This window comes from Paenibacillus sp. AGC31, from assembly GCF_057334655.1.
This window is the reverse complement of record NZ_JBHFJH010000028.1, coordinates 194,801-220,495: the sequence shown is the minus strand read 5'-3', so window position 1 is coordinate 220,495 and position 25,695 is coordinate 194,801. Positions and strand designations below refer to the sequence as shown.

Below are 25,695 nucleotides of genomic sequence, written 5' to 3'. Positions count from 1 at the left end.
CAGCTTAGTACCCAAAAATTGAGTTATTGAAACATATATTTTCAAAAGTTTGGTGTCTACAAAGTCAAACAAGGCCTGGAATCCATCCAATGGAATCCCGACTTTTGTCATTATATATCATAATAAGTCATATGCAACATGGAATCGTTAGTAAAACAGGTTAGCGCTCGCGACCAATAAGATAATCCAATAAATGTCTCAGGAAGGGAATAGGTTTCGGCATCTCGTTCAATGCATCTGTAGCAAGACAATAATGCTCCCACATCGCTTTCTTCGCGCCTTCATCACCCAGAATAGACACAAAGGTTGAATTGTTGTTCCGCTCATCCTGACCTGAAGGTTTCCCAAGAATGAGGTGATTTCCCTCGAAATCCAGCAAGTCGTCCTTGATCTGGAAGGCGATCCCTGCATGATAAGCGAACTTTTTCAGCGCAGCCATCTCCGGTTCCTTCACTTGGGCAAGTATCGCTGGCATAACCAGGGCAGCTTCGAAGGCAATGCCAGTTTTGTAAAAACAGATCATATTCAACTGCTCCAGCGTCAATGCCTTGCCTTTGGAGTTCAGATCCATCGCCTGCCCCATACACATATCCTCTGCTTTTTCAGCTGAATATTGAATGAGCGTGAGCACGGTGGCCGCATCAAAGCGATTCAATGAGGATTGCTCACCAATTGCCTTCTGAATGAGAAACAGACCCGTGAGCTCCGCTGTGGCGCTATTGTGTACCTGATGCAGCGTGGATCGTCCACGCCTTGTCGAAGCATTATCCTGGGTGGGCAGATCATCAAAGATCAGGGAAGCAGTATGCATGTACTCCAGCGACCTAAGCAGTGGAACGATGGAGGCTTCAGGTAAACCATACTCGCGCACACCCATAACCCAAGTTAATATCGGACGTAGTCTTTTTCCGTCGCCCTGCAAGCTGTAATTGGCCGCATCGATCAGCGTTTCTTTCATCTCATGAAGTCCACCTGGCTTGGCTATCTGCAACTCCACATTAATCTGTTCGCGAACCGTTCGAATGGTCTGCTTGAACTCCTCTTTCTCCTGCTTGTCATTTCTCAATTGAAGCACGACCTGATCCCGTAACAATTTATCGAGGAAATCAACGTCATCCGCTTTTCGCACCATCTGTTGAACCAGTTGATTGAATTCAGGCTGCCCAGAGGCAAAGATCGTCATCACTTCATCATATTTTTGCTGCCCCAACCGTTCTTTACAACGCTTCAGCCCGTTGATGGCACGATCCAGTATAACCTCACGGGTCTTGGCATCCGAGTTGTAAACATCATGGATTAGATGTGAGATGACTGCCCAGTACAATTCATAAGGATTGATCAAGTCGGGACGCAAATCTCGATACTTCAAATAGTACGTATATGGAGTTACTGCCCCTTCTTCCATATCGTCAAACATATCGGCAAAATCATCTGCCAACTGATTATATATTCCGTAATAGAACGTCCGCAGATCAAATCCCTCATCCTCCGGCGCACTGAGAACAGACCGGACGATTAATCGGGAAGAAGAAGATTTGATAATAATCGGAATGTACAATTCTTCATTGCTATAATTCGCATTGGCTAATTTCTTGTTGCGATCGATCTCCTGAGACTGAAAGAACACATAGGATTGCTCTAAAAACGTGCGCTGTTTCTCTGGATGCTGGTAGTTCTTGATGTACTCAAATGCTTCCCGAAGCTCGGAATGTACATATTCAATTACTTCAAGATTGCTGCCTTTCCACTCCACCAGATCAGGGACGACCCCGGTAAGAAGTGCATCGCGTATCATCAGGGAATATTGTTCTTTTTCCTGAACAGTCAAAGCTTGAGAATCCAGCAGATCATCCACAAATGGATACGTCAAACCGTACGAATAACCAAGTCGAATCGCCGCATCAAATCTCCGGGCACGTTCTTCAGGTGGTGTCTGCTCATTCATCTCATCGTCCACATGAAGGACCACGCCGAGAATGATCTTGATGAGCTTCCGCTGCGCCTGCTCTGCATCCAGCTCCTTCGGGATGTTGGATGCTACATTCTTTAATTTGTTCATCACCCAGATGACAGCCGTTTCAATGTGCTCCTTCTGTCCCCAGCGGTACAACGCAGCCAGACTGATATAATCAGGCTGTCCTTTGCGCCCAGTAGCGGAGCCCATAAAGTATTTTTTGGTATTCTGGACAACGTCCTGAATTCGGGCCTGCGTACCCGGAGAATCAAGGGCTTGCCCCAGATCCCGCATATAAATATAGGAGATACTCCGATCCAGGTAATCATCCAGCTTTCCTGTAGTATTCAGCCAGTGGATATATCTATGAACATCCCGGGGATCCGGTTTTCTTTTGCTAGGTGATAAAAAAGAAAGCCAGGCAAAACGATGAATATGTTTTTTTTGCCATACATGAATATCTTGGGTAAGTGCTGTCGTATACGTATTATTCATAAGTTGCTGCCTAAGAGAAGTGAAATACTGAGATGCTTTCTGCTCAGCTAGCCGATATCCTGCATCAGCCTGTTCTGTAAGTACGTTATTCATAGGGTGGATACCTCAACTTCTATTAATGTTAAACATGTATCCATGAAAGGAGATGAGGTGCTCCATGGACGAAAACTGAACTCATTTGATCGTGTATCCAACGCTTCAGCTCATGTTCATAACCTTTATACGGCGATCCAACCGTTTGGTTACGAAATCGTCACTGTTCATTCCCATATACGTGGTTTTACAGAATGGATGACCAGACTTTGACCGCTGTAATGGCGATAAGTACGATTAATGCATATCGAAGTACCCTCACATTGATCATCGAACTAACCCGTGAACCAAGGGATGCCCCGAGCAAACTGCCGATCACCGTATAGATGATGGGTTCCATCGGAATGTCTTCACCCGTAATTTTCCCTATAACGCCGCCGATTGCGGAGATAAATACAATCGCCAGTGAAGAAGCAATCGTCGTTCGTACGGGGATGTTGAGAATCGTCAGCATGATAGGAATAAGGATAAAGGCACCACCCGCACCAACAATTCCTGATACAATACCTACTGCAAAAGCAGTGCCTGCTGCAATCCATCGGTTAAACACCAGTGGAGCTGAGGTATCAAGCTTTCCCTTTCCGGGAATCAGCATAAGCACAATCGCCATGATCGCCAGAATGCCATAGATCAGATTAATAACCCTTCCGTCCAGATGACCGGATATGAACCCGCCGATCAGACTGCCAGCAAGAATGCTGGAGCCCATGTATAGCACCAAACCGCGGTGAACGATCGCCCCACCACTTCTACCCGTTCGTACTTTTCTGCGGAATGCAATCACACCGGCAAGTGAAGCGAAAAACACTTGAAACATACTAATCGACGATACCTGATGTGCTGAGAACGGCTCCAATCCCATCCAGGATGGAACATATAACAGCAGCGGATAATTGATAATGGCCCCACCAATACCCAACAAACCGGAGAAGAATGAACCGACCAGACCCAGTATAAACATGATGACAAAAAGCAGAAGATCCATCGGTTATGCGCTTCCTTTCGTGCAATATAAATCTCATTTCGATACCACTCAAAAGTGCTGTACACAGCGAATATTATCCGTTATAATAAAAACCAAGTAAATTAATCCGAAATGAGTGATTAAGCATGTTTAACGTGTTGAAGACTCTTTTTGAAAATAAATGTCCACAGTGCAACGAAAAATTACAAGTTCATAACGATGCGTTATGTTCGACCAAAACCTGTTCTCAATGTCATTACAAAGAAGAGAGTTATGGCTCTCTTGGCGTTCGAATTGTATATGACACCACAAAATGATAAAAAGCTATAGCCTTGTTAATTGTATCACGATCTCTGAATTTTCGGGATAATTCGACAAACTTATTTCCCTCTCACATGCTACGATTACTTTATAGTGAAAATACAAAAACGGTGCAAAACGAATAAATCGTTCTGCACCGTTTTTTTCTGTTTTTTTGAGATGAGTTTTCTTAACTTTAGAAGGTTATTTATTTGGTTTTGAAGCTGAGGAATCCATCATCCACGGCTACGGTTGTCCCGTTCACTGCGCTGGCTGCATCACTGAACAGGAAGGTAACCACACTGGCTACTTTCTCCGGTTGAATGAGCTCTCCACGCATATGTTGAGTAGCAAGCGCATCCTTCATGGCTTGGTCATCACCCAGAATTGGTGTTTCGATAAAACCAGGTGCTACACCAACTACACGAATTCCATGCTCAGCAAGTTCAAGTGCACCGGATTTGGACATCATAACAACCGCAGCCTTGGCAGCGTTGTAGTTGAAGCTGCCTACTGCAGCAACACTTCCATAGATCGAAGCTGTATTTACAATAGTACCTTGTACATTTAATTCAACCATTTTTTTCGCGCCATAATACATACCGTAGTATACACTGTGCTGATCTACATCAATGACTCTGTGATAAGATTCCGGGTCCATCTCCAGAAATGGCTTCACAAGTCCAATACCTGCGTTATTGAAAATACCGCTCAATGTACCATATTGCTCTACGGTCCAGTCGATCAGGGCTTTGATCTCGTCCCCCTTGGATACATCCACTTTGTACGCGCCCGCTGTTCCGCCTGCTGCTTCAATCTCTGCCGCAAGCTTCTTCGCTCCGTCTTCATTATAGTCAGCGACAACAATAGTCGCACCTTGATCCGAAAGTTGAAGTGCTGTCTCTTTACCAATACCACTTGCTCCACCTGTAATAATGATTACTTTTCCATTGTGTTGAGTCATGACACCGTTCTCCTTTGGCAAAATATATTTAAAGGCAGTTCAGAACTTATAGTAAGTAACTATATTTTATTAACTTATATACTTATCATACGCCTCTGTCCCAACCTTGTCAAACCATAGATCATCTTCACATAAATATGAGATAAATGTCATATACATCTCCTATTTACATGATATAGTCTAGCTCCTGTGATATTAAATATGCATCCGTTTGGGAAATAAAAAAGCGAGCATAACGGTAATTCAATCATTCCGATATCTCGCCCTTATAAAATATTGAAAATTAATTCAACTTATTCACCCTGAAGTCCGCTAAGCGGATCTTTCAAATTATTGATGTTCGTGATCAGTTCAGGAATGCCTGTCTTCTCCCAATTTTCTGCCGTAAAACCTTGTTCTGCAATTGTATTCTCGAAATTGTCCACGACTTCTGTTAATTGTGTATTATAACTAACCAGATTCTCATGAATGCTCTCTCCTATTGCAGGAGCAGTCAACTGAGAAAATTCACTTGCTTCTGCTTGGATCAGATCGATTTTCTCCTGAATCTGCGTTGTAATCTCCGGATTATTCACCGCACCCGATGCGAGCTCTTGCAGATCAGCCCCGGCGTTTGATACCTGTTCTATATAATCAGTAGCCCCACTCACATAATTTAAACTTTGATTAGCTTGTTCCACGACTGAACAGGCTGAAATCAAAAGAATACTTGATGCAATAAGACCTGTCATCATTAATGTGTGCTTTCTTTTTCTTATGAACATGATCATCTCCCTTTCTCCTAATCGGAATCCTTGTTCCAAGTCCATGATACCTGTTCAGACTGCTTCATTGCAAATGGGTCTGCAGCCAGCGTTATTAACATGTATAATAGTAAAATCACACGGTAAAGGGATGTCATGATTATGCTTCAAGCCTTGAACCAACGCTTGAACCGCATCATGCCACTGATTACCCCAATCAGTATTATTATTGGCGTGTTATGCGGGAGTTTTGTTTCTTCTTATACCTTTTTATCCCCTTGGCTTTTTGCGTTCATGACGTTCGCTGGAAGTATCAGTCTGGGGATACGGGATTTTGTGAACGTGCTGAAGAAGCCGTTCCCCCTGTTTGTATGTCTGTTTATTTTGCATTTGGCGATGCCTCTAATTGCTCTTGGTATGGGTCATTTGGTTTTCCCTACAGATGCGTATACCATAACAGGACTTGTTCTGGCAGCCGTGATTCCGACAGGAATAAGCAGCTTCATCTGGGTCAGTATATATCGGGGCAATATCGCACTTACGCTATCCATCATCCTGATTGATACCATGCTTGCTCCTTTTGTAGTGCCAGGAGTGTTATCCCTGTTAATCGGAACCAGTGTCACACTGGATACGGCAGCCATGATGAGCAGTCTGTTCTGGATGATTGTTGTGCCATCCCTGCTCGGTATGCTGCTGAATGAGTGGACCAAAGGCGCCATTGTCCCGGTCTGGGGACCGAGGTTGAATCCGTTGTCCAAATTGTTCATGGCATCAGTCGTCGCGATTAACGGATCTGTCGTTGCACCTTACTTGGCTGATTTCAACTGGAAGTTGGCTGGACTTGCGGTCATCATTATTTTCCTGGCATCAGTCGGTTATGCACTAAGTTACTTCATCGCCCGATTGTTGGGCTGGAATGAGGCTGATCAGGTCGCACTGGTGTTCAATGGAGGGATGCGTAATATCAGCGCAGGTGCAGTACTCGCTGTTTCGTATTTTCCGCCACCAGTTGCTGTCCCGGTTGTGCTTGGCATGGTATTTCAACAGATGCTTGCTTCATTAACAGGTTATCTGCTCGGTCGTCGCTCTCAGCTTCTGCAAAAGTCGGATAAGACATCTGCGGCCTAACAAAATACTGGAATGTAAAAAAACGCCGACACAATTGTCGGCGTTTTTCGTTACTATAACCCTCTACTGTTATCTCTGCTGTATTCTCTGTAGTCTCTTTAATTTAATTCTGCCCATTCTGGTCCCTGCCCACAATAGAAAAAAACCATCAACGAGTGATGGTTATTTTTCTAATCATTTTTTTCAAAAATCTGCTGTTGCTCATGGTACTTAGTACACTTATTTCGGCTGAATATATCCTTCAGCTTTAAGCAGTTCTGCGATCAGAACCGCACCACCTGCCGCTCCACGGAGCGTGTTGTGGGACAATCCCACGAATTTGTAATCATAGAGTGAGTCTTCGCGCAGTCGGCCTGTGGAGACACCCATTCCGCGTTCGATGTCACGATCCAGTTTCGTCTGTGGTCTGTTTTCTTCTTCAAAATACGTAATGAATTGTTTCGGTGCGCTTGGCAGAGCCAGCTCTTGTGGACGGCCTTTGAACTGCAACCAACGCTCCAGAATTTCGTCTTTGCTTGGTTTTTTCTCGAAGTTTACAAACACCGTAGCCAGATGTCCATCCGTTACCGGTACACGAATACATTGTGTTGTAATTAATGGGGCAGATGCTTTGACGATCTGGTTGTTCTCAATGCAACCCCAGATCCGCAGTGGTTCCTGCTCACTCTTCTCTTCTTCGCCACCGATGTATGGAATGACATTATCAAGCATATCTGGCCAGTCCGTAAAGTTTTTACCTGCTCCCGAAATTGCTTGATACGTGGAAGCAACAACCTGAGTCGGATTGAACTCACGCAAAGCGTGCAGTGCTGGCACATAGCTCTGAATTGAGCAGTTTGGTTTTACAGCAATGAATCCGGTTTTTGTGCCCAGTCGTTTGCGTTGAGCTTCAATCACGTCCAGATGTCCCGGGTTAATCTCAGGGATTACCATGGGTACATCTGCTGTCCAGCGGTGAGCGGAGTTGTTGGACACGACAGGTGTGCCTGTTCTAGCGTAAGCTTCTTCGAGCGCTTGAATCTCATTCTTTTTCATATCAACCGCGCAGAAAATAAAATCAACCTGACTGGCAAAAGCCTCTACCTGGGAAGCATCCTGAACAACGATTTTCTTCACCGCTTCCGGAATAGGAACTGCGAGTTTCCATCTGCCTTGTACGGATTCTTCATATGTTTTACCTGCCGAATTGGCGCTTGCAGAAATAGCTGTTACTTCAAACCATGGATGCTGATCAAGCAGGTCCACAAAACGTTGACCTACCATTCCCGTTCCTCCGACGATACCGACTTTCAATTTTGCTGACATTCAATCATCATTTCCTTTCGGTTTGAGTGATTCTTCTCTTGAATCAATATCATAACTCACTAAAAACGTATTATGAAATGGACTCCTTAATTAACACTATTCAGGCAATTCCAAAGCGTGTAGTCACAGCCCCGGAAAAACCAAAAAATCCCATCCCCAAGACAATAAGTCTCAGGGACGAGATTGAACTCTCGTGGTACCACCCAGATTCGCCGATATGTCACCATATCCGCCTCTTCAAGTAAAGGTTTACAACCATGTTGCTAGCTGTAGACCGTTCATACTCTAGCTCTGTAACAGGAGCTCCTGTCACACCATCCCTTAATGCTAAGTTCCGATGTGCTGCTCTGAGTCTTTATTCAATAAAAGATTCTTTACTCCTTTTCAGCTGCCGGAGCTCTCTTTGAAAGAATGAATTTTATCTACTCGTCTCTTCGTCGCATTTGATATTGCGATTATAATATCAAAATTACTGTGATGAAGTAAACACATTTTTTTTAGATCATGGAATTTATATGTTTCCAGCAGAGCTGAACCATTGTTTATCGCAAGAAAACTTCAGCTAAATGCGGTCTGTCTTCTGTGAAAAGTACATGATAGACGTTTTTATTATAATATACTGCAAATAGCTATTTCCTTACTGCTTTTTGGCAACCATCGCATATGTTCCCAGAGGACTCCCAGGCCCCAAGGCATGATGTGTCCTAAGTAATTTCAGTTCGGACAGAAGAAGTGTTTTCACTTTGTCCGGGATCGGGAGCATTTGCAGTTCCACAGGCGCTTCTGCCAGTGTCATTTCGGTTTCCCAGTGACCGTCCTGTAGCTCGGGAGAATGGATCGAAGTCTCTTCCTTAATCGTCCAGCCTGCTGCAGAGACAAGCTCTTGGATATCCTCCGGTGTAAAAAGCGTGCGCACATTGGAGAAGCTGTTCTCCTTGTAACATTCGACCTGGGACTGAATCAGAACGGATAACCAATGTGAGAGCTGGCTCACATCTGTAACTCGCGCATCCCATTCTGCGAAACATAACTGATGCCCCCACGTCCTAACCTTGCTAAGAATCTGGGCGAGTTCGTCAAACGATCTCAAGTACCAAGAACAATGGGAAAGTACGATCACATCAAACTCATTCTCGGCAAATTGAGCCTGATCACTTAGAATGTCGTAGTCATAATCCATTCGAATCCGATCACCCAGTGGAGATCTCCGTAGCTTGGCTGCCGCTTCGCCTACGGTCAGTGGTGCACCATAATCCTCTGGTGCAATATCTACACCATGAACGTACCCATTCTCCCCCACCAGATGTGCAAGCACGGCCGTTGTATCTCCCTGACCACATCCGATTTCCAGAACGCGGCTGCCTTCCTGTATCCCCCAAAAGAGTCCCAGTTTCATCCGATGCTCGGTCTGAATGTATTGAATGGCGGCGTTGTCCTCCACGTCCATATACTTAATAAGGTCCCTGATGATAGATTCATTCATAATTCTTCACCCCTCAAACAGCAACTTAAATTTCTTGCTTATTGTAGCGTTACAGGCTGCATTGCACAATGCTAGAGTCTTGACAGAACCATGGCACAAACGAGATCCCGCCCTACAGTACATCTAAACCTCTACTATATATCAATTCCTATGCCCACTGGGTTGCAAGGCTCTGAAGATATGGTGTCAGCATGGGCTGTAATTCCTTGCGCATCAGTCCGATCTCCAAGATCGCCTGAATATATCCGAATTGATCGCCTATATCGTAGCGATGCCCCTCCAGTTCAAGGGCCAACAGTTCCTCCACCTGACTTACTTCTTTTAAGGCATCCGTTAACTGATATTCCCCTCCAGCCCCTCTCTCGATCTGATCCAGAATAGGAAAGATGGAAGGTTTCAGAATGTATCGTCCCATTACAGCTGTTCGGGATGGCGCTTCTCCAAGGGAAGGTTTTTCGACCAGATTGGTGACCCGGTGAACCCGGTCCTCTGCACCCTTCGAATCTATGATGCCATATTTGCTCACATTTGCCGCGTCTACCTGACGGACACCAATGATCTGGTTGCCTGTCTTTTCATAGAGATGGACCATCTGTGCAAGTGCAGGCGGATCAGACACCATAATGTCATCTCCCAGCAATACAGCGAAGGCATCATCTCCTACAAATTGCCGTGCGCACCCAATGGCATGCCCCAGACCCAGCGGTTCTTTTTGACGAATAAAATGAATATTGGCCATCTCGCTGATAGCCTGCACCTCTTCCAGTAAAGACTGTTTGCCCTTGGCATATAAAGAGTGTTCAAGTTCAACCGATTTATCAAAATGGTCCTCTATGGATTTTTTGTTGCGTCCGGTCACAATGAGGATATTCTCAATGCCTGATTGCACTGCTTCTTCAACAATGTATTGGATGGCCGGTTTGTCAACAATCGGTAACATCTCTTTGGGCTGTGCTTTCGTCGCTGGCAGGAAACGGGTTCCGAGACCCGCTGCCGGAATAACTGCTTTCTTAATTCGCATATCATCATAGACTCCTTTCATATGTTCGTTGTATGAAACACCCAATATCTGCTGGCCATATAGTTCAGAACCATCCCCATCAAGGTCGCCAGGATTTTACTCATCACGAGACTCCAACCCAGCATATCGTGCAAAGTCATCAGTATGAGAGCGGATAACGCGAGAACGATAAGATTGGTGATTAGAAAACGAATAAGTTTCGCTCTATCACTCCCTCCTCGTGCCGTATCTCGAAAAGTCCATCTGCCGTTCAGCCAATAACTGTTCGCAACACCGCAGCTGTACGAGATTACTTGAGCCATCAGAACCGGTACACCGACCACCGCAAGCAAAGCAAACACCACCGCATCCACTGCCGTATTTGCAACACCCACAATACCGAACTTGAAGAGTGTCACCAGACGCTTAGTCATGATGAGCAACTCGGGCTGTCAATCGGGATTGTGCTTGCTGGCCCTCGGCATGAACCACATCTCTCACAATGTATAGTGGACGCGCCTTGGTCTCATCATAGATCCGGCCCACGTACTCGCCCAGAATGCCCAGCATGATCAGGATGAATCCGTTAAACATCAGCATGATACTCACAATAGATGGCCATCCCTTAATGGTTGAATCCGTAAAGATTGCCGAACCAATAACCGTTAACATATAGATAAATCCGCCAACCGACAGGATCGCACCTACATAACCTGCGAGTTTGAGCGGTTTATACGAAAATGAAGTAATACCGTCCAGGCTCAGTTTCAGCATGCGTTTTAGCGGATATTTTGTTTCACCTGCCAGACGTTCATCGCGTTCATATTCAATCGCAGTCTGACGAAATCCGACCCAACTGACCAACCCGCGCACAAACCGGTTTTTCTCCGGAAGACGTTTCATCTCATCACATACTTTGCGGTCAATCAGGCGAAAATCTCCGGTGTCCACTGGAATATCCGTATCCGTCGACGCACGCAGTACACGGTAGAACAGACTTGCCGACCATTTCTTGAAGCGAGTTTCACCGCTTCGTCTGGTGCGACGGGCATATACGACTTCATAGCCCTCTTTCCATTTGGCGATCATATCCAGTATCAGTTCGGGAGGGTCCTGCAGATCCGCATCAATAATAACGACCGCATCCCCCACTGCATAATCCATGCCCGCTGTTATCGCAATCTGATGTCCGAAGTTACGGGCAAAATCAATCAGTTTCACACTCTCGTCCCAACGGGCGTAGTCACGGATCATTAGAGCACTTCGATCCATGCTGCCATCATTGACAAACAACAGTTCATAACTCTCTCCTGTGCTGCCCATGACCTTCTTCAGGCGTCGATAAGTCTCCTCGATCACCGCTTCTTCGTTATACATGGGAATAATAATGCTATATCGGTACGCGTGAGCCATGTTTGTCCCCTCCCTTTTCCCATGGACTTCGTCCGAGATTTTCACTCTATACAAACTGCACACTTCGATGACAGAACAACCCTCCAATCGCTGTTATCCCCAGATTTTTTGATTCCCTTTATAAAGGGAAAATCCGGGGATAGCGTATGCTTCCGATGTAGCTTTCTTGCAGAAAGCTTGTAGGCGAACGCTTCGCTTTTTCAGTTTTTTTCTGTCCTCTCCGTTATCGTGTAAATGATAAGTTCAATTTATATAGCTACAATTTCACTTCGTACAAGGTCGTCTGTCCGCCGAATCCAAATCCAGCTCTGTTTCCGGTGTCTCCGTTATCCGTAGATCCGCTGTCGGTGCCTGTCTGCCATTCTGACGTTGGAATCTCGGTTCCGTGCTCTTTGATCCAATCGCTAATTTCCGAGTTCCCTCCGCGGCCACCCATGCCACCAACCATGAAGTATTTCACTTGCCCGCTCTTGACGAGTTGCTCAAGTTCCTCTGTTGTGTACACCGGGTCTGATCCGGAAAAACCTCCAAGCGTAATGACCGCTGCTCTTTCATCGATAATATAAGGTGCTGCCTGATTATAGTCTGTTGTGGCGAAGAGATACGTTTCGCCTGTATTGTGCTCTTTCAGATAAATCAGTGTAGCTGTATCCACTTCTTCGTTACGGTTGCCCATTCCGCCACGGCCACCCATTGCAGGCATTTCTGTGTCTCCTGCACCGTTACCCATCGGCATACCCATTCCTGCTCCACCAAACATACCATTGGAACCAGTAGGTCCTGCTGCAGGAATCATGCTGTTGCCACCATAAGTAATTGGGGTGAATGCCCAGTAGATTGGACCGATCAGCATCACCATGAATCCCGCGATAATGAAGCTCTGTTTCCATCGATGTGTGCGATGAAGCATAACGATTAGGATAACCGTGATCAGAATGCCTGCGATCAATTCACTAATGGACCAGCCTGCACCAATCGTATCGTTATACACCTGCATGATATACCAGCCGAACAGAGTCGTCAGCAGCAGGGACACCGGAAGCAACCATGCCTGCCATCCATCGCGATCACGATATGATTTCCACATCGCTACAAATCCTGCGCCAGTCAGCGCCGCAATTGGAGGTGCAAGCATAATCAGATAATATTGATGGAAGAAACCTGCCACACTGAAAAAGGCTGCAACGGGAAGCAGCCAGGCTAGCCAGAACAAGGCTTCCTTGTGTTTATTGGTTATATTTCTCCGTCTTAATCCTGCAAATATGGCAATGCATCCAAGCAGCACAACTGGCAACAGCCAGCTAGCTTGACCTGACAGTTCAGTCTGGAACAGACGCAGAGGACCTTTCTCCCCTGTTCCAAACATTCCGCCCATGCCACCGCCGAAATTTCTTCCGTTTGGCATTTCGATATCATTCGGCATCTGCCCGCTCGGGAAATTGCCATTCGGCCCATTCATGCCACCCATGGTGTTCAAGCCATTCGAACCATTCGTATTATCGTTATCCGGTGCATTGACATCTTGCCCAGCACCAGGAACACCACTGCCTGTCTGATTAAGGTCTGAAGACAAGTCTTCTCGATTTCCCCGATTATTTCCCTGTCCCATACCATTTGGCATACCTGCGTTACCTGCAGTATTCTGCTGACCCGTTAGGCGAGCCAGACCATTGTATCCAAAGGCGAGTTCCATGACCGAGTTTGTTTCACTGCTTCCGATATAAGGCCGCTCGTCTTCGGGTATAGAATCCACAGTGACCGCCCAGGATAAGGAAACGACCGCCAGAACCGCTGTGCTGCCGATCAGCAGGATGATCTTCCTTCTCCATTTCGCCTGAAATGCAAGCAGATAAAGCAAGTAAAAAGCCGGGAGAATCATGTAGGCTTGAAGCATTTTCATATTAAAGGCTACGCCTATTAACCCAAAAGCAACCAGAATGCGCCAAGTACTGCCTTGTTTGCTGCCTTTGAACAAAAACCATGAACCCAGCAGTAGTGTAAACACCAGCATGCTGTCAATATTGTTGGTCCGACTGACTGCAGCCACAACTGGCACAGTTGCCATCGCAAGTGCCGAGATTCGTGCTGCTGCAAGTCCATATGTAGGTTTCACCATGAAATAGATCAGGAGCACCGAACCGATTCCCGCTAATACCTGCGGCAAAATAACACTCCATCCGTGCAATCCAAAGACATAGGCAAAGGCCGTCTGAATCCAGAAGACAACTGGTGGTTTATCTACAGTGACCGAGCCTGCTGAGTCTAGTGAAGCATAGAAAAAGTTATGGAAGTTGCTGAGCATACTCCCAACGGCAGTCGTATAATAGGAATTGGCATATTGATCGTTCCAGATACCGTACCCATTCAGAAATGCCGCCAGTAATACAATCGGCAGAAGGACAAGATCCATCCTTCTTTTGGTGTTATTCAAAGTTAATCACTCCTTCAAATTTCTTCATGTCTAGTATTGTGACATGCCAAAATAAAACTGGGATGAGTGCCCGCTGAATGTTGTCTGAGGATAATTCACAATCCTTTCAGCTAAATTTCAGTTTGGCAAGCGATAATACAACATACAGTCCCTCTCCATTGAGGGAGAACTATAGATGGAATCAAGCAAGGAGGAGCGGCACATAATGAAGCTTAGCAGCGGAATTAAAATACTATTGGCTGATGATGAACCGCATATTTTACAATTTCTAGATCTTGGATTAAGCAATGAGGGCTTTGATGTGCGCACCGCACCGGATGGAGCGGCTGCGCTTGAGTTAGCGCTTGAATTCAAGCCACATATGGCTATTCTGGATGTCATGATGCCAGAGATGGATGGATTCGAAGTGGTCGAGCGTCTGCGCAAGACCGGTGCCGAGGTTGGCGTAATTATGCTGACAGCGAAGGACGAAGTCGAGAACCGGGTTAAGGGCCTTTGGTTAGGTGCTGACGATTACATGATCAAACCCTTTGCCTTTGATGAGCTGCTCGCCCGGATTCAGGCCAGACTGCGTAATCAATTTCCTTTATTAATAGGAGCCGTCACCCACGGTCCCTTCCGAATTGATGATCAGCGCAAAGAAATCACCTATCAGAATCAGGTTCTGGAGCTATCTCCTACCGAATACGAATTGCTAAAATTGATTGTGCTTAATCATGGGATTGTACTGAGCAAAGCGACCATTTTGAGTCGGGTGTGGGGGTATGATTTTGGCGGGGAAGAAAATATTGTGGAGGTATACGTTCGCTCCTTGCGTGACAAACTCGGGGATAAAGAGCATAAACTCATCCGCACGCTTCGGGGTGTCGGGTACAGGGTGGATCTTTAATGAACTCTCTGCCTAAGAAAAATAAACTTCGTTTAAGACGTCTCCACCAATGGATCTGGCCTCATTCATTGCGTTCTCAATTGCTCTCACGTTCCCTGTTCGTGCTTGCCGGGCTGTTATTGTTAATCGGTATTCTGCAATTTTGGATCATGGAAAGTTTTCTCTACCGGAATCAGGCGAAAACCATGGAAGAACAGCTTATGTCCATGCCCCCGGTTTGGCTCGGTATCCAGTCCCGTAGTGGCTCTTCCAACAATCCTTTTGGTGGACAGGCAGGAAACGGGTCTGGCAATCGGGTGTTGTTTATTCCAGACCGTTCACTGGCTCTGTTTGATAACCAAGGCACGTTCGAGGATGTTTTTGGAGAAGATGGTCTGAAAGCCCCTCAACTATCAACCGTTGAATATCAGGACATTACAGATGAGTTGAAAGAACAAAAACACATTCCCTACCGGATCGTCACGGATAGCCAAGGGAATGAGCAATTGATTGTATTTGCTTCACCCGGTCCACGCAATCGTGGCTTACCGATGGTCCAGATGGGTACGGCTACGAAGCCACTGAGAGACTTGATTATTAAACAGCTTCTAATCTTCCTCATGTTATCGCTGTTGGCCATGGTAGCCGGTCTTATTCTATACACTAAGGTATTACGCCGGACGCTGGTTCCCCTGTCCAACATGGTGAATAAAGTACAGCAGATCGATGCAGGAAGTCTCGCAGAACGCCTTCCCGTCGTTCAGGGACAAGAGGAAGTGGATCAGCTCGCAGTTTCATTCAACGGCATGCTTGAAAGACTGGAGAACTCGTTTGAAGCAGAGCGGGAATCGAAAGAGCAGATGCAGCGTTTCTTGTCTGATGCTTCCCATGAGCTTCGTACCCCGCTCACCTCCATTCACGGCTTCATTGAAGTTCTGCAGCGGGGTGCAGCGACCAATCAAGATCAATTGTATAAAGCACTGGACAGCATGCACGGTGAATCCGTCCGAATTAACAAGCTGGTTGAAGATTTGCTGTTACTAACCAAGCTGGATCAGGCTCCAAGGCAGGAGCGGGAGGTCATTCAGCTAGATAGTCTGCTGCTCGAAATGCAACCACAACTCGCCATGATGGCTCAGCAAAGATCCATTCATCTTGATCTGACGGCTGAAGTATATGTACTGGCTGACCCTTACAAGCTGAAGCAGGTTGTGCTGAATCTGTTCCATAACGCGGTGCAGCACACCGATCCTGAACATGGAGCCATCTCCATAACATTATATGCCACGCATCATAAGGCTGAATTATCAGTGAAAGATAACGGCACAGGCATTGAACCTGAACATCTGCCCCATATCTTTGAGCGATTTTACCGCACAAGCAGTTCTCGTTCGCGCAAACAAGGTGGCGCAGGTCTCGGCCTAGCCATTACCCGCTCGATTGTGGAGTCGCATGGTGGGAAAGTTACGGTACAAAGTCAGGTAGGCCTGGGAACGGAATTTATGATATTGCTGCCGCTGTATAAGGCTGATGTCTAGACTGAGCGCAGCCTCCAAGTAGGTTGGCTATAAGCAGCTCTACGTAAGATCTACTTGATCATTACTCAAGCTCTAGTCAAGCTCCAAATGCTGCTTTTCTTCCATTTTAATTCCGGCTTTTCATTGCATGACGAATCCCCTCTCATCTCGGTTGAGGAATGAAAGGGGGATTCTTTTTGTATCCGATTAATAGAGTGTAGAGTAGTAGCTCAATTGGTTTCAGGCTTTCAGGCTAATGAATCTGAGACGTCTTATTCAAGCATTTGGAGCGTCCGCAGAGATCTAATGAACCTGAGCCACGTTATATTAGAATAAACAGCCGTTTACTGCGTTTTTCTAAGGGTATTTCGGGAAATAGCGTGTCTGATGTTCCTTACAATTTAAGAAACGTACCGAAAGGCCAATAAGACGTCCTATGTTCGTTAGAAAATTGTCTACCCAATCGTCAGGATCAGCCATCTTGGACCTCAAGACTTTTGAGACCTTGGTATCCATCATCGTATAGCTCGCCTAAGTTTGAATATGAGTTTGAGTTTGAAGATACACGCTAAAATTCATCCTGTTCTATCGTTGCTTTTGGCAACGGCGGACTACCAAGGGTATACGCCATTCTCATCTAGGAACTCCCCATTATGGCGTTTACCATCCGTCGCATAGCGCACAATAATCGCAGCGCCGGCTTCTTTTGATTTACCGCCTTCGGCATTGCCATTAAGATCTGTTGATGTGAATCCGGGCGTTACCGCGAAGACTTGCGCCCTGCTGTTTTTGACTTCATAAGCCATCGAAAGTGTCATGGCACTGTTGGCCGTTTTGGATGAATTATAGTCGAAGGCATTTAAAGTAGATTCCTCATTTTGCATATGATGCAGAGAAGCCATGTCGGTTGATACATTAATGATTGTGCCTTCATTATCTTTGATTAACGGGAACAATCGCTGATTCAAACGGAAGGTGCCGAAAAAGTTCACTTCAAAGGCGTTCCGCAGATCTTCCTCTTTTGTATCCGTGAAGGAATGAGAGAAAGCACCCGGCATACCCGCGTTATTGATCAGAAGGTTTATTGCGGGATAAGTCTTCTGAATCGTATCGGCTGCCTGCTCAATGCTATTCAAGTCGCACATGTCGATCTGTACAAATTCTACATCTAACCCCCTGGAAGTTAACTCGGAAACAGCTCTTTCACCCCGTTCAACGCTACGTGCGCCGAGGAGAACTCTCCAACCTGCTTCACCTAACTGCTTGACGATTTCATATCCAATTCCTTTATTTGCTCCGGTTACAAATACAGTCTTTTTCATGCGAATCCTTCTTTCCATAATTTGATTTATATTTAACAATGTATAAGTTACTATGCTACACTTAGTGTAGGTCAAATTATTTTTATAAAAAGAGGGATTAACATGTTAACGATTGGAGAAGTAGCGAAAAAAGTTGAAATCTCCATTGGAGCGATCCGCTTTTATGAAAGAAAGGGACTGCTGAAACCTGCTGCACGAAATGAGCAGAACAACCGTCTTTATTTGGAGGATGATCTGAACTGGCTGGTTTTTATCAAATGCCTTCGCGAAACTGGGATGAGTGTGGAAGACATCAAAAAGTATTATGATCAGGTCAATGAAGGAACCTCCACGCTGAAGGAAAGAACCAAACTGATTGAGGATCAAAAACAAAAGTTGCTGAATGATATTGAGGAGAAAAAAGCGCAGCTTGTTCATTTGGATAACAAATTGGAGCGCTATTATCGCGGAGAGAATTATTAACATAAGCCTTGTCCAATAAAATAAATACAAAAAAGATCAGGCAGCCAAAGCAATAACTGTCCAACCTGACCCGAAACTTTCATTTTATAGCCTTTCATTATGGGACTACGTTCTATTAAAATTGGCCTTGTTGCTTACGCAGGTGGTAATGGTTATACTTTTCATCCTCGATCTCGATCAAATTTAACCGTTCAAAATTACATTTCTGTATCACCTTATTGGATGCTTGATTGGTAGTCAAAGCGATGGCATTTAACACTTCCACGTTTGTATATTCAAAAAAATACTCCGTCATTCTTTTGAGTGCCTGCGTTGTGTAACCACGGTTTCTGAAGTGTTTCGAAATACCATACATAATCTCCCGATTGGGTGCTGGCAGTTCGTCCTTAATTCCTGAGCAGCACCAACCTATGAACTCATCCTTTTCTTTGAGAACGATAGCCATACGTAAATATAACTCTCCGATATCCCCTCCTGCCATCACAGCTTGTTTAAAACGCTGATTCTCAGGGATTTCATATTCGGTGAGCCACAGGCTCCTGTCTTCAATCGTAGCGTTCCATCCCGGTAGGAATTCATACACCTCAGGTTGCCACGTAATTTCTTGCAGTTTCTCTAAATCTTCAATTCGATACTCGCGCAAATAAATATCCTTGCAATCGATGATTAATTCATCGGTTAGTATGGGTTTGTTCATAGTTCCTCCTACTACACACTTAATTTCAGCTTATTAGCTTTACTTCAAACAAGGCCCTCTTTTTCCATAAACTCATCTTTGGTTAATCCAAAGAGGATCAGATCCTGGTATTTTCCATCCGTATAGATCACTTGGCGGCGCACACCTTCCTGAACACATCCAAGTTTTCTCATCATCGCTGCGGAAGGTTCATTTCCTTGGAGTACATAATCATTAAATTTATTGAGCCTGCGCTCGAAGAAGGCATACTTTAGCAAGATTCGAACGGCTCTGGTTCCGTATCCTTTTCCTCGATGATCCCTGTCAATTTGAATGCCAATGCTAAAGGTACCGTTTCTCTCATCAATGCTGTTCAGATTCACACCTCCGACATTTTCACCATCCATATTTACAATTGTAAACATGATCCGTCCTTTGGCTAAAGAAAAATCAGAGAAGTTTTCCGTGAAACTCTTCGCTTCAACATGGGTTGGCGGCAACTCTACTGCACACTCCAATAACCGACGGGCAGGAGTATCAAAGCGGTTATAATAATGATCTTCCCAATCTTCTTCACGCAAAGCACGTAATCTGATCTTATCATCCTGCCAGAAATATTGACTATAATCGATCTCTCTCATCCCAAGTCCCCCGCATATTTAACCAGATTTTTACTTCGAGCTACAAATATAATAACCCATAATGTGGAATTGGAGGAGAATTATTTTCATTCAACACAACGAAAATAACCCCCGAACAGGACAAAACCTGTTGGAGGCTACGCTCTACTTCATATCAAAATCTAACTACGAATCTTCCGTATATTGAGGCTTGGACACGTTATCCGGAACCGTTTCATCAAAAACATCCTGACCCGGATAATCCCGTACTTCTCCCTCGTGAAGCTCATGATTTTCATAATCAAAACGATGTGCAGACCTCTGATCCACCCGCCACGGAGAACTTTTTCCAAGAGACTCGGATAGTAAAGATGAACCGTAAGGACCCTCCGGGAATTCCTCGAGTGTGATATCGTTTCGCTGCGACTCCACCGTAGACACATCGGTATATTCTTGCCGTTCTTCTCGCAAAAACTTATCTTTCATCGTTTATCCCTCCTGATCCACTTCATATGATCAACGTCCACTTATTGTGAGCGAGGACAAACGCATTTATGCATGACCTTTGGAAAACACTGCGTTTAGGTTTTGATCCATTACCGGATTAATCACGTTAATCATCGCCATCATAATTAGCGAATCCATATTAATAGTACAAAAACAATGAGGCCAGCCGTGCTAATCCAGGTATCACGTTTGGACCATACCAATAACGATGAACGTCCTCCGAGCGTTGAGTGCTCTCTAACTTTACGCATTTCCATCGCAATAGTCATATCCTCCGCACGTTGGAACAGTGCCATTAACAAGGGAATCACCATCGGACCCAGGTCACGAATTCGAACGGTATTTGGTCTTAAAGCTGCCTTTCCACGTGCCCGTACGATCAATGAGAATCGCTGCCACTCACTCCAGATCATCGGGATAAACCGAAAGATTAACGATACAGCAAGAGCAAACGAAGCTACGGGCAACCTGATCTTTTTACCGATACCGAGTACCCAGTTAAGCCCTTCTACCATTCGACCATAAGGTGTCGTCAACGAAAACCAAAGGCTTGCCAATGTGACGATAAACAAACGATACACATTCAGCAAAGTTCCCTCCGCCTGCATCAGAGAAAAGCCAAAGTGCAAACCTCCTCCTTCTGTTGAAAGAGTTGTCCCAGATAACGCCGTTGATATGATGAAAAAGAATAATAATGGCTTCATTAACTTCATACATCCAGCCAAAGTCTGACGCGGGAGCACGGCAAGTGCTGCTACTACCGGCACCAGTGTTAACGTCAATCCCAGCCATCGCTGTTGAAGCATCGCTGCGGTGACCAACAAAATATACAAAATCCATTTCAGACGCGGGTCCATGACGCCATATAATCCGCCTGAATGAGTCAAGGTGTTCGGAAGAAGCTTTGGATCATCTTCAGTTTCAACGGACGACAGCTTCAGTGCTTTTTTTTCATACTTCATTACATCGCTCTTGACTTCCATCGTTACCGTCCCTGATGCTTCTTTCGATCCGTTCTGAATCCCCACCTCAACTAACGTAGACTGAACAATGCATTCAGCCATCTCTTCTGGCGTCATTGCGGTCAATGGCAGCTCAAGACCCGCTGCTCTAAACTGCTGTGTCAGTCTCATCGATGGTGGCAGTCCGATCCCTGTCTGCTCCAGCAGTTCAGGCCTTTTGTGAAGTTCTCTCGGCGTAAGATCTGCGATTAGATGGCCTTCCTGCAACAACAATACTCGATCCGCACAAGGCAAGAATGTATCCAGATCATGGGTTGCTACCACGCCACCACCACCTGCCAGACGATGTTGCTCCAATACATCCAGCAGAAGCCCGACACTTTGCGCTTCCAACCCTGCGCTCGGCTCATCCAGCAGAAGCCAGTGTGGATTGGTCACACTTCCGAGAGCAAGTCCAAGCCTGCGCTTCTCTCCCCCACTTAGAGCAAATGGCGACCTGTCCAGATGAAAACGTCGGTCCAACTCCGAAGATACTGGCGGGTCCCATTGGTTCAGTGCTTTTGTGATCTGCTCTTGTTGCTGTTTCTCTGAAAGTCGATAGGGACGCAGAGAATATGAGAATTCACGCTGAATACTTCGGGCAAACAGTTGTTGTTCCGGAAATTGAAACAATAGTCCCATTTGCAATAAAATCGACTGCGGCACTTTTCCTTCTTTCCAGAAAGGTGTGCCATCCAATGTGATACTTCCTGCATCGGGCGGTCTCAGACCAGCCAACGTCTGTAGTAAAGTCGTTTTTCCTGAACCCGTACAGCCCAGCAGCAAGGTGATTTCCCCGCTGTTCAACTGTACACTCACATCTTCAAGCAGTGCACGTTTGCCTGATTCCGATGCTTCTATACGTATATCGGTTAGCTCAATCTCCAACGTGCGACCTCCTTAGCCAATTGCTCGGGTCGCAGTGGCATGGCTTCTGGCATCATACCTTTTTGCTTGAGCAATAACGCAGTTTTTACAGTGAAAGGAGGGTCCAATCCTATCCGTTCACAGGGGGATAGCTGCTCGTTTTTCCGGGTAGCCTTCTCATTCAATTCTGTTTCATAGAAAAAGGACTCTGGCTCCCCATCGTACACACAACGTCCCTTCTCCATAGCAATGATTCGATCACACAGGGTTGCTTCCTCCAGATGATGCGTAATCCAGATCACCGTTGTCCCACGCTGGGTAATCTTCTGAACGATGGCCTCGATACGGTCTCTTGCTCCCGGATCAAGCATGGCTGTTGGCTCATCCAGAATCAATATATCCGGTTTGGCCGCGAGCGCTACAGCAATATTAAGCAGTTGCTTCTGTCCACCGGATAATTGTGAAATGGCCTTCTCCGGGGGATATTGAAGTCCTACGGTATGTAATGCATCCTGCCTGCGCTCCAATTGCTCTTCTACAGATTCCATTAATGGTGACAGCGCAAAATGAAACTCCTCTTCAATCGTATCGCCAAGTACCTGAGCATCCGGTTGCTGCAGTACACCCCGAACAGTAAGTTCATCCGAGATATTCCGTACTCCTCCCGATAGCGGAATGAATCCGATCAGTAGTCCAGCAAGTGTGCTTTTTCCACTGCCATTCGCCCCTACAATACTAATCCATTCTCCTTGGTGCAGCGTAAGTGAGACCCCATCCAGTGCTTTCCTCACCTGACTACCTTCGGAAGCATAATGCACTCGAACATCTTCTAATGTAATTATAGGCAGGTTGCCTTGCATCGTAAATTAGTCCTTTCCCTTTCTATTGTTATGTGGTACGATCCTAATCGTTAACCACATTTATTTAATTGGTTAACAATCATATTACCAAAATGGAGAGGATTGTTCAAACATGAAATTATCTTTGCGAGGCATTGTATTCAGCGCACTTATGGCCGCAATTTTAGTACTTTTTGGTTACATAAGCATTCCCATTGGCTTCTCCCCAGTACCAATAACATTACAAACTTTGGCTGTCATGCTGGCCGGAGGATTACTTGGTCCACTCTACGGTTTTCTAAGTGTCACGATGGTTGTTCTGCTCACCGCTCTTGGATTCCCCTTGCTGCACGGGACCGGAGGACTTGCAGTACTTCTTGGACCTACCGGAGGATATGTGATGATGTGGCCGTTCTCCGCATTATTGATTGGATTGTTGCTTGCACGAATCAACATCAAAGGTGTAACAGGATTCATACTCGCTTTTGTTGTATTTGAACTATTTGGTTCACTGCTCGTGTATGTCTCGGGGGTCCCTTGGCTTGCCTATGCTTACAAAATGGACATACCTGAGGCCATGATTCAAGGGTTTTATCCTTACATAATTGGGGATCTGATCAAGGCTGTATTTGCTGCCATCATCATTGCGCCAGTGCGCATGGTTTTCCCACCTCAACGCCTCACAGGTAACCTGCATTCCACGGTTATAAAAGCGGATTCTTAATAGAAGCTATATAAGGTAACTGATCTGCCTATCTTTGAAAACGACGAAACCGCCAAAATCACTTTGGCGGTTTTCGTTACTTCTCTTCCTCTAAGGTTGTTCTGTCATCAGAGTGATCCGTGTAAATCTTCTTTAGTTCAGCTTATATATTCACCTGAATTAATTGACGCTCTGTAATCTGAAATTGTTGATCGGCTGTATTTTCAATAAACCTCTGATCATGAGATACATACAGAATTGTCCCTTCGTAGGCCTTGATAAAACGCTCCAACGCTTCCAGTGCATGCATATCAAGGAAATTCGTCGGCTCATCCAACAATAGAATGTTATATTGTCCAAGAAACAAGTGACATAATTGAAGACGAATCGCCTCTCCTCCACTTAATGTCCCCACATTCTTGAGCAAATCATTACCTGTAAACTGCATCGCATGCAACGCACTTCTGAGCTCTGATTCCTCATAATCTGAACGATTTTTCAGAAATTGTAATACGGTCTCTTTTGTTGTGAATCGATAGCTCATTTGCTGAAAATAACCGAGCTTCGCTTTTGGAGACATTGTGATGTGATCTCCAGCATGGAAAACATGGTTAAGCAATGTACTTTTCCCGCTGCCATTGGCTCCGGTTATCGCTATTTTTTGTTTTAATGGAACCTGAAAACTTACATCCTCCAGCAATACGTTACCTTCCACTTCAAGTGTAAGGCGATCTGCCATAATTGGATATCGGTTGTGCAGCTCCAGTGTCTTTGGCTGACGGAAGATCATAGGACGATCCTCTTGCACCGCTTTTACCTCGTGAAGTTGTTGCATTCGCTGTTCAATCGCTTTAGCTGCGCGGTGCACCGCTTTTTGACTGGTGCCTTTGGATTTTGTTTCAACCATACGGTTTGTTTTTGCCTTGGATTCTTTTTTGGACATGCTTCCGGCCTGCGTTATTTTCTCGGCTTTCTTCATCTTTTCCCGAGCGGCCAGCTCCAATCGCCTTTTCTCCTTGGAAAACTGCTCATGGGCCTGGTTTTGTTGTTCACGCTCCAGCCTTTTCTGTGCCTGATAATCACTATAGTTGCCAGAATATACGTGAACCTCACCTTGATGGATTTCCCAGATCGTGGTCACCAGTTCATCCAGAACCGCACGATCATGACTGATCAGCACAAGCGCCCCATAGTAATAACGCAATTCATCCAGCAAAAATGTAATGCCCTCTTGATCCAGATGTGTTGTTGGTTCATCCAGTAACAGTACTTCATGATAATGGGTGAACATTTGAGCCAGTTTCAAACGGGTCTGTTCTCCGCCACTCCATGCTTGGTCGTGTTGAGGTATGGCTAATTTACTCAGTAAAGCCCCATCAACTTCAATACTTTCGTTAGACTGGGGTGGTTCCACTTGTTCCAAATAACCAAACTCAGCATGACGTTTTACCTTTCCAGCGGTTGGCTGAATCTGTCCCGCAATGAGTTTCAATAACGTACTTTTACCCTGACCATTTCCACCTACTACACCAATGCGATCCAGTTGATGCACAGCCAGTCGCTCAATGTTCAGTATTACTTTATCCATATAGGTCATCTCAACCTGTTCTAATTCAAAACATATCTTTTCCATATTCGCTACCTCCGAAATAAGATTTATTTCGTATCGATAGCGAAGCACGCTTCTATCGATACGAGCTTATCGTGCCAGCTCGTATCAATAGAACAGTAACGTCATCATAGCGGTTACCTCCAGTAGTCTGTATTGAGCGCCTTTACCTAATTATTTACTTGATTAAGATAATCAGAAGAAAAAAAACAAAGAATCACAGGCCACGGCCTGTGATTCAACGTAAACGGGAAAGCGAGTATAACACTTATTTTAAGGTCAGGATGATTGAAAATGACAGATTGATCCCGTTTACTCTGAACCAATAGTCAGAGCCTTTGAACGTATTCAATTACCGATTCAAAGGAAGGAAGCGCAGTCTCATCGCATGTGTCATGTTCAATAATCCACCTTTCATTAACATGTAT

The 25,695-nt window shown here is 45.3% G+C and carries 22 protein-coding genes and 1 other annotated feature; of the genes, 5 read left to right on the top strand and 17 right to left on the bottom strand.

Going from position 1 to position 25,695, the window contains the following annotated elements; translation table 11 throughout:
• Positions 1–160: 160 nt before the first annotated feature.
• The 4 genes from ACE04G_RS15310 to ACE04G_RS15295 form a co-directional block, all read right to left on the bottom strand.
• Positions 161–2,542 carry a polyprenyl synthetase family protein gene (locus ACE04G_RS15310; protein WP_339184740.1) on the bottom strand — a complete coding sequence of 794 codons (2,382 nt, stop codon included), beginning with the start codon at positions 2,540–2,542 and terminating at the stop codon, positions 161–163.
• Between the two features lie 187 nt (positions 2,543–2,729).
• Positions 2,730–3,527 carry a sulfite exporter TauE/SafE family protein gene (locus tag ACE04G_RS15305; RefSeq protein ID WP_339184738.1) on the bottom strand — a complete coding sequence of 266 codons (798 nt, stop codon included), beginning with the start codon at positions 3,525–3,527 and terminating at the stop codon, positions 2,730–2,732.
• Positions 3,528–4,014: 487 nt separating this feature from the next.
• Positions 4,015–4,770 (bottom strand): SDR family NAD(P)-dependent oxidoreductase, encoded by a 756-nt coding sequence (locus tag ACE04G_RS15300; protein ID WP_047842788.1) that lies wholly within the window; start codon positions 4,768–4,770, stop codon positions 4,015–4,017.
• 293 nt (positions 4,771–5,063) lie between these two features.
• A complete protein-coding gene (locus ACE04G_RS15295) occupies positions 5,064–5,540 on the bottom strand; it encodes a DUF6376 family protein (protein WP_047842787.1) in 477 nt (158 codons plus the stop codon).
• A gap of 135 nt (positions 5,541–5,675) precedes the next feature.
• On the opposite strand from ACE04G_RS15295, the gene ACE04G_RS15290 reads away from it, so the two are divergent.
• Positions 5,676–6,644, top strand: coding sequence for a bile acid:sodium symporter family protein (locus ACE04G_RS15290; RefSeq protein WP_486094550.1), 969 nt, complete (start codon positions 5,676–5,678; stop codon positions 6,642–6,644).
• A gap of 219 nt (positions 6,645–6,863) precedes the next feature.
• Here the strand turns inward: ACE04G_RS15290 and asd are convergent, their stop codons facing one another.
• The 6 genes from asd to ACE04G_RS15260 all read right to left on the bottom strand — a co-directional run bounded on the left by asd (position 6,864) and on the right by ACE04G_RS15260 (position 14,255).
• The gene (asd, locus tag ACE04G_RS15285) at positions 6,864–7,949 is read right to left on the bottom strand and encodes an aspartate-semialdehyde dehydrogenase (RefSeq protein ID WP_449004489.1); all 1,086 of its coding nucleotides are present in this window, start codon (positions 7,947–7,949) and stop codon (positions 6,864–6,866) included.
• Positions 7,950–8,119: 170 nt separating this feature from the next.
• Positions 8,120–8,396: a binding site (T-box leader), on the bottom strand.
• Positions 8,397–8,586: 190 nt separating this feature from the next.
• Entirely contained in the window at positions 8,587–9,432 is an 846-nt protein-coding gene (locus tag ACE04G_RS15280) for a class I SAM-dependent methyltransferase (protein WP_449004488.1), read from the bottom strand.
• 148 nt (positions 9,433–9,580) lie between these two features.
• Positions 9,581–10,453 (bottom strand): UTP--glucose-1-phosphate uridylyltransferase GalU, encoded by an 873-nt coding sequence (galU, locus tag ACE04G_RS15275; RefSeq protein WP_449004487.1) that lies wholly within the window; start codon positions 10,451–10,453, stop codon positions 9,581–9,583.
• Between the two features lie 17 nt (positions 10,454–10,470).
• Positions 10,471–10,866, bottom strand: coding sequence for a GtrA family protein (locus ACE04G_RS15270; protein WP_449004486.1), 396 nt, complete (start codon positions 10,864–10,866; stop codon positions 10,471–10,473).
• Positions 10,859–11,845: a glycosyltransferase family 2 protein gene (locus tag ACE04G_RS15265; RefSeq protein ID WP_339184724.1), complete on the bottom strand. Its 987-nt coding sequence runs from the start codon at positions 11,843–11,845 to the stop codon at positions 10,859–10,861. The genes ACE04G_RS15270 and ACE04G_RS15265 overlap by 8 nt, the downstream gene beginning before the upstream one ends.
• 256 nt (positions 11,846–12,101) lie before the next feature.
• Positions 12,102–14,255 (bottom strand): glycosyltransferase family 39 protein, encoded by a 2,154-nt coding sequence (locus ACE04G_RS15260; protein ID WP_449004569.1) that lies wholly within the window; start codon positions 14,253–14,255, stop codon positions 12,102–12,104.
• 226 nt (positions 14,256–14,481) lie between these two features.
• Here ACE04G_RS15260 and ACE04G_RS15255 point away from each other — a divergent pair, with 226 nt between their 5' ends.
• The gene (locus ACE04G_RS15255; protein ID WP_449004568.1) at positions 14,482–15,165 is read left to right on the top strand and encodes a response regulator transcription factor; all 684 of its coding nucleotides are present in this window, start codon (positions 14,482–14,484) and stop codon (positions 15,163–15,165) included.
• Positions 15,165–16,682, top strand: coding sequence for a sensor histidine kinase (locus tag ACE04G_RS15250; RefSeq protein WP_449004485.1), 1,518 nt, complete (start codon positions 15,165–15,167; stop codon positions 16,680–16,682). The genes ACE04G_RS15255 and ACE04G_RS15250 overlap by 1 nt, the downstream gene beginning before the upstream one ends.
• A gap of 590 nt (positions 16,683–17,272) precedes the next feature.
• Here ACE04G_RS15250 and ACE04G_RS15245 read toward each other — a convergent pair.
• Positions 17,273–17,983, bottom strand: coding sequence for an SDR family NAD(P)-dependent oxidoreductase (locus ACE04G_RS15245; RefSeq protein WP_449004484.1), 711 nt, complete (start codon positions 17,981–17,983; stop codon positions 17,273–17,275).
• Positions 17,984–18,085: 102 nt separating this feature from the next.
• Between ACE04G_RS15245 and ACE04G_RS15240 the strand changes: the two genes are divergently transcribed.
• Positions 18,086–18,445, top strand: coding sequence for a MerR family transcriptional regulator (locus ACE04G_RS15240; RefSeq protein WP_076249478.1), 360 nt, complete (start codon positions 18,086–18,088; stop codon positions 18,443–18,445).
• A 115-nt stretch (positions 18,446–18,560) separates the two neighbouring features.
• Here ACE04G_RS15240 and ACE04G_RS15235 read toward each other — a convergent pair whose 3' ends face one another.
• From ACE04G_RS15235 to ACE04G_RS15215, 5 genes are all read right to left on the bottom strand, one after another.
• Entirely contained in the window at positions 18,561–19,142 is a 582-nt protein-coding gene (locus ACE04G_RS15235; protein WP_449004483.1) for a GNAT family N-acetyltransferase, read from the bottom strand.
• Between the two features lie 44 nt (positions 19,143–19,186).
• The gene (locus ACE04G_RS15230; RefSeq protein ID WP_338708705.1) at positions 19,187–19,762 is read right to left on the bottom strand and encodes a GNAT family N-acetyltransferase; all 576 of its coding nucleotides are present in this window, start codon (positions 19,760–19,762) and stop codon (positions 19,187–19,189) included.
• Between the two features lie 165 nt (positions 19,763–19,927).
• Positions 19,928–20,227, bottom strand: coding sequence for a hypothetical protein (locus ACE04G_RS15225; RefSeq protein ID WP_289392336.1), 300 nt, complete (start codon positions 20,225–20,227; stop codon positions 19,928–19,930).
• A gap of 146 nt (positions 20,228–20,373) precedes the next feature.
• Positions 20,374–22,137, bottom strand: coding sequence for an ATP-binding cassette domain-containing protein (locus tag ACE04G_RS15220; protein WP_449004482.1), 1,764 nt, complete (start codon positions 22,135–22,137; stop codon positions 20,374–20,376).
• Positions 22,122–22,976: an ATP-binding cassette domain-containing protein gene (locus ACE04G_RS15215; protein WP_449004481.1), complete on the bottom strand. Its 855-nt coding sequence runs from the start codon at positions 22,974–22,976 to the stop codon at positions 22,122–22,124. Before ACE04G_RS15215 ends, ACE04G_RS15220 begins: the two co-directional genes overlap by 16 nt.
• 112 nt (positions 22,977–23,088) lie before the next feature.
• Here ACE04G_RS15215 and ACE04G_RS15210 point away from each other — a divergent pair, with 112 nt between their 5' ends.
• Positions 23,089–23,679 (top strand): biotin transporter BioY, encoded by a 591-nt coding sequence (locus ACE04G_RS15210; RefSeq protein WP_221819537.1) that lies wholly within the window; start codon positions 23,089–23,091, stop codon positions 23,677–23,679.
• A gap of 142 nt (positions 23,680–23,821) precedes the next feature.
• Here ACE04G_RS15210 and ACE04G_RS15205 read toward each other — a convergent pair whose 3' ends face one another.
• Positions 23,822–25,291 carry an Msr family ABC-F type ribosomal protection protein gene (locus ACE04G_RS15205; RefSeq protein WP_449004480.1) on the bottom strand — a complete coding sequence of 490 codons (1,470 nt, stop codon included), beginning with the start codon at positions 25,289–25,291 and terminating at the stop codon, positions 23,822–23,824.
• Positions 25,292–25,695 lie beyond the last annotated feature (404 nt).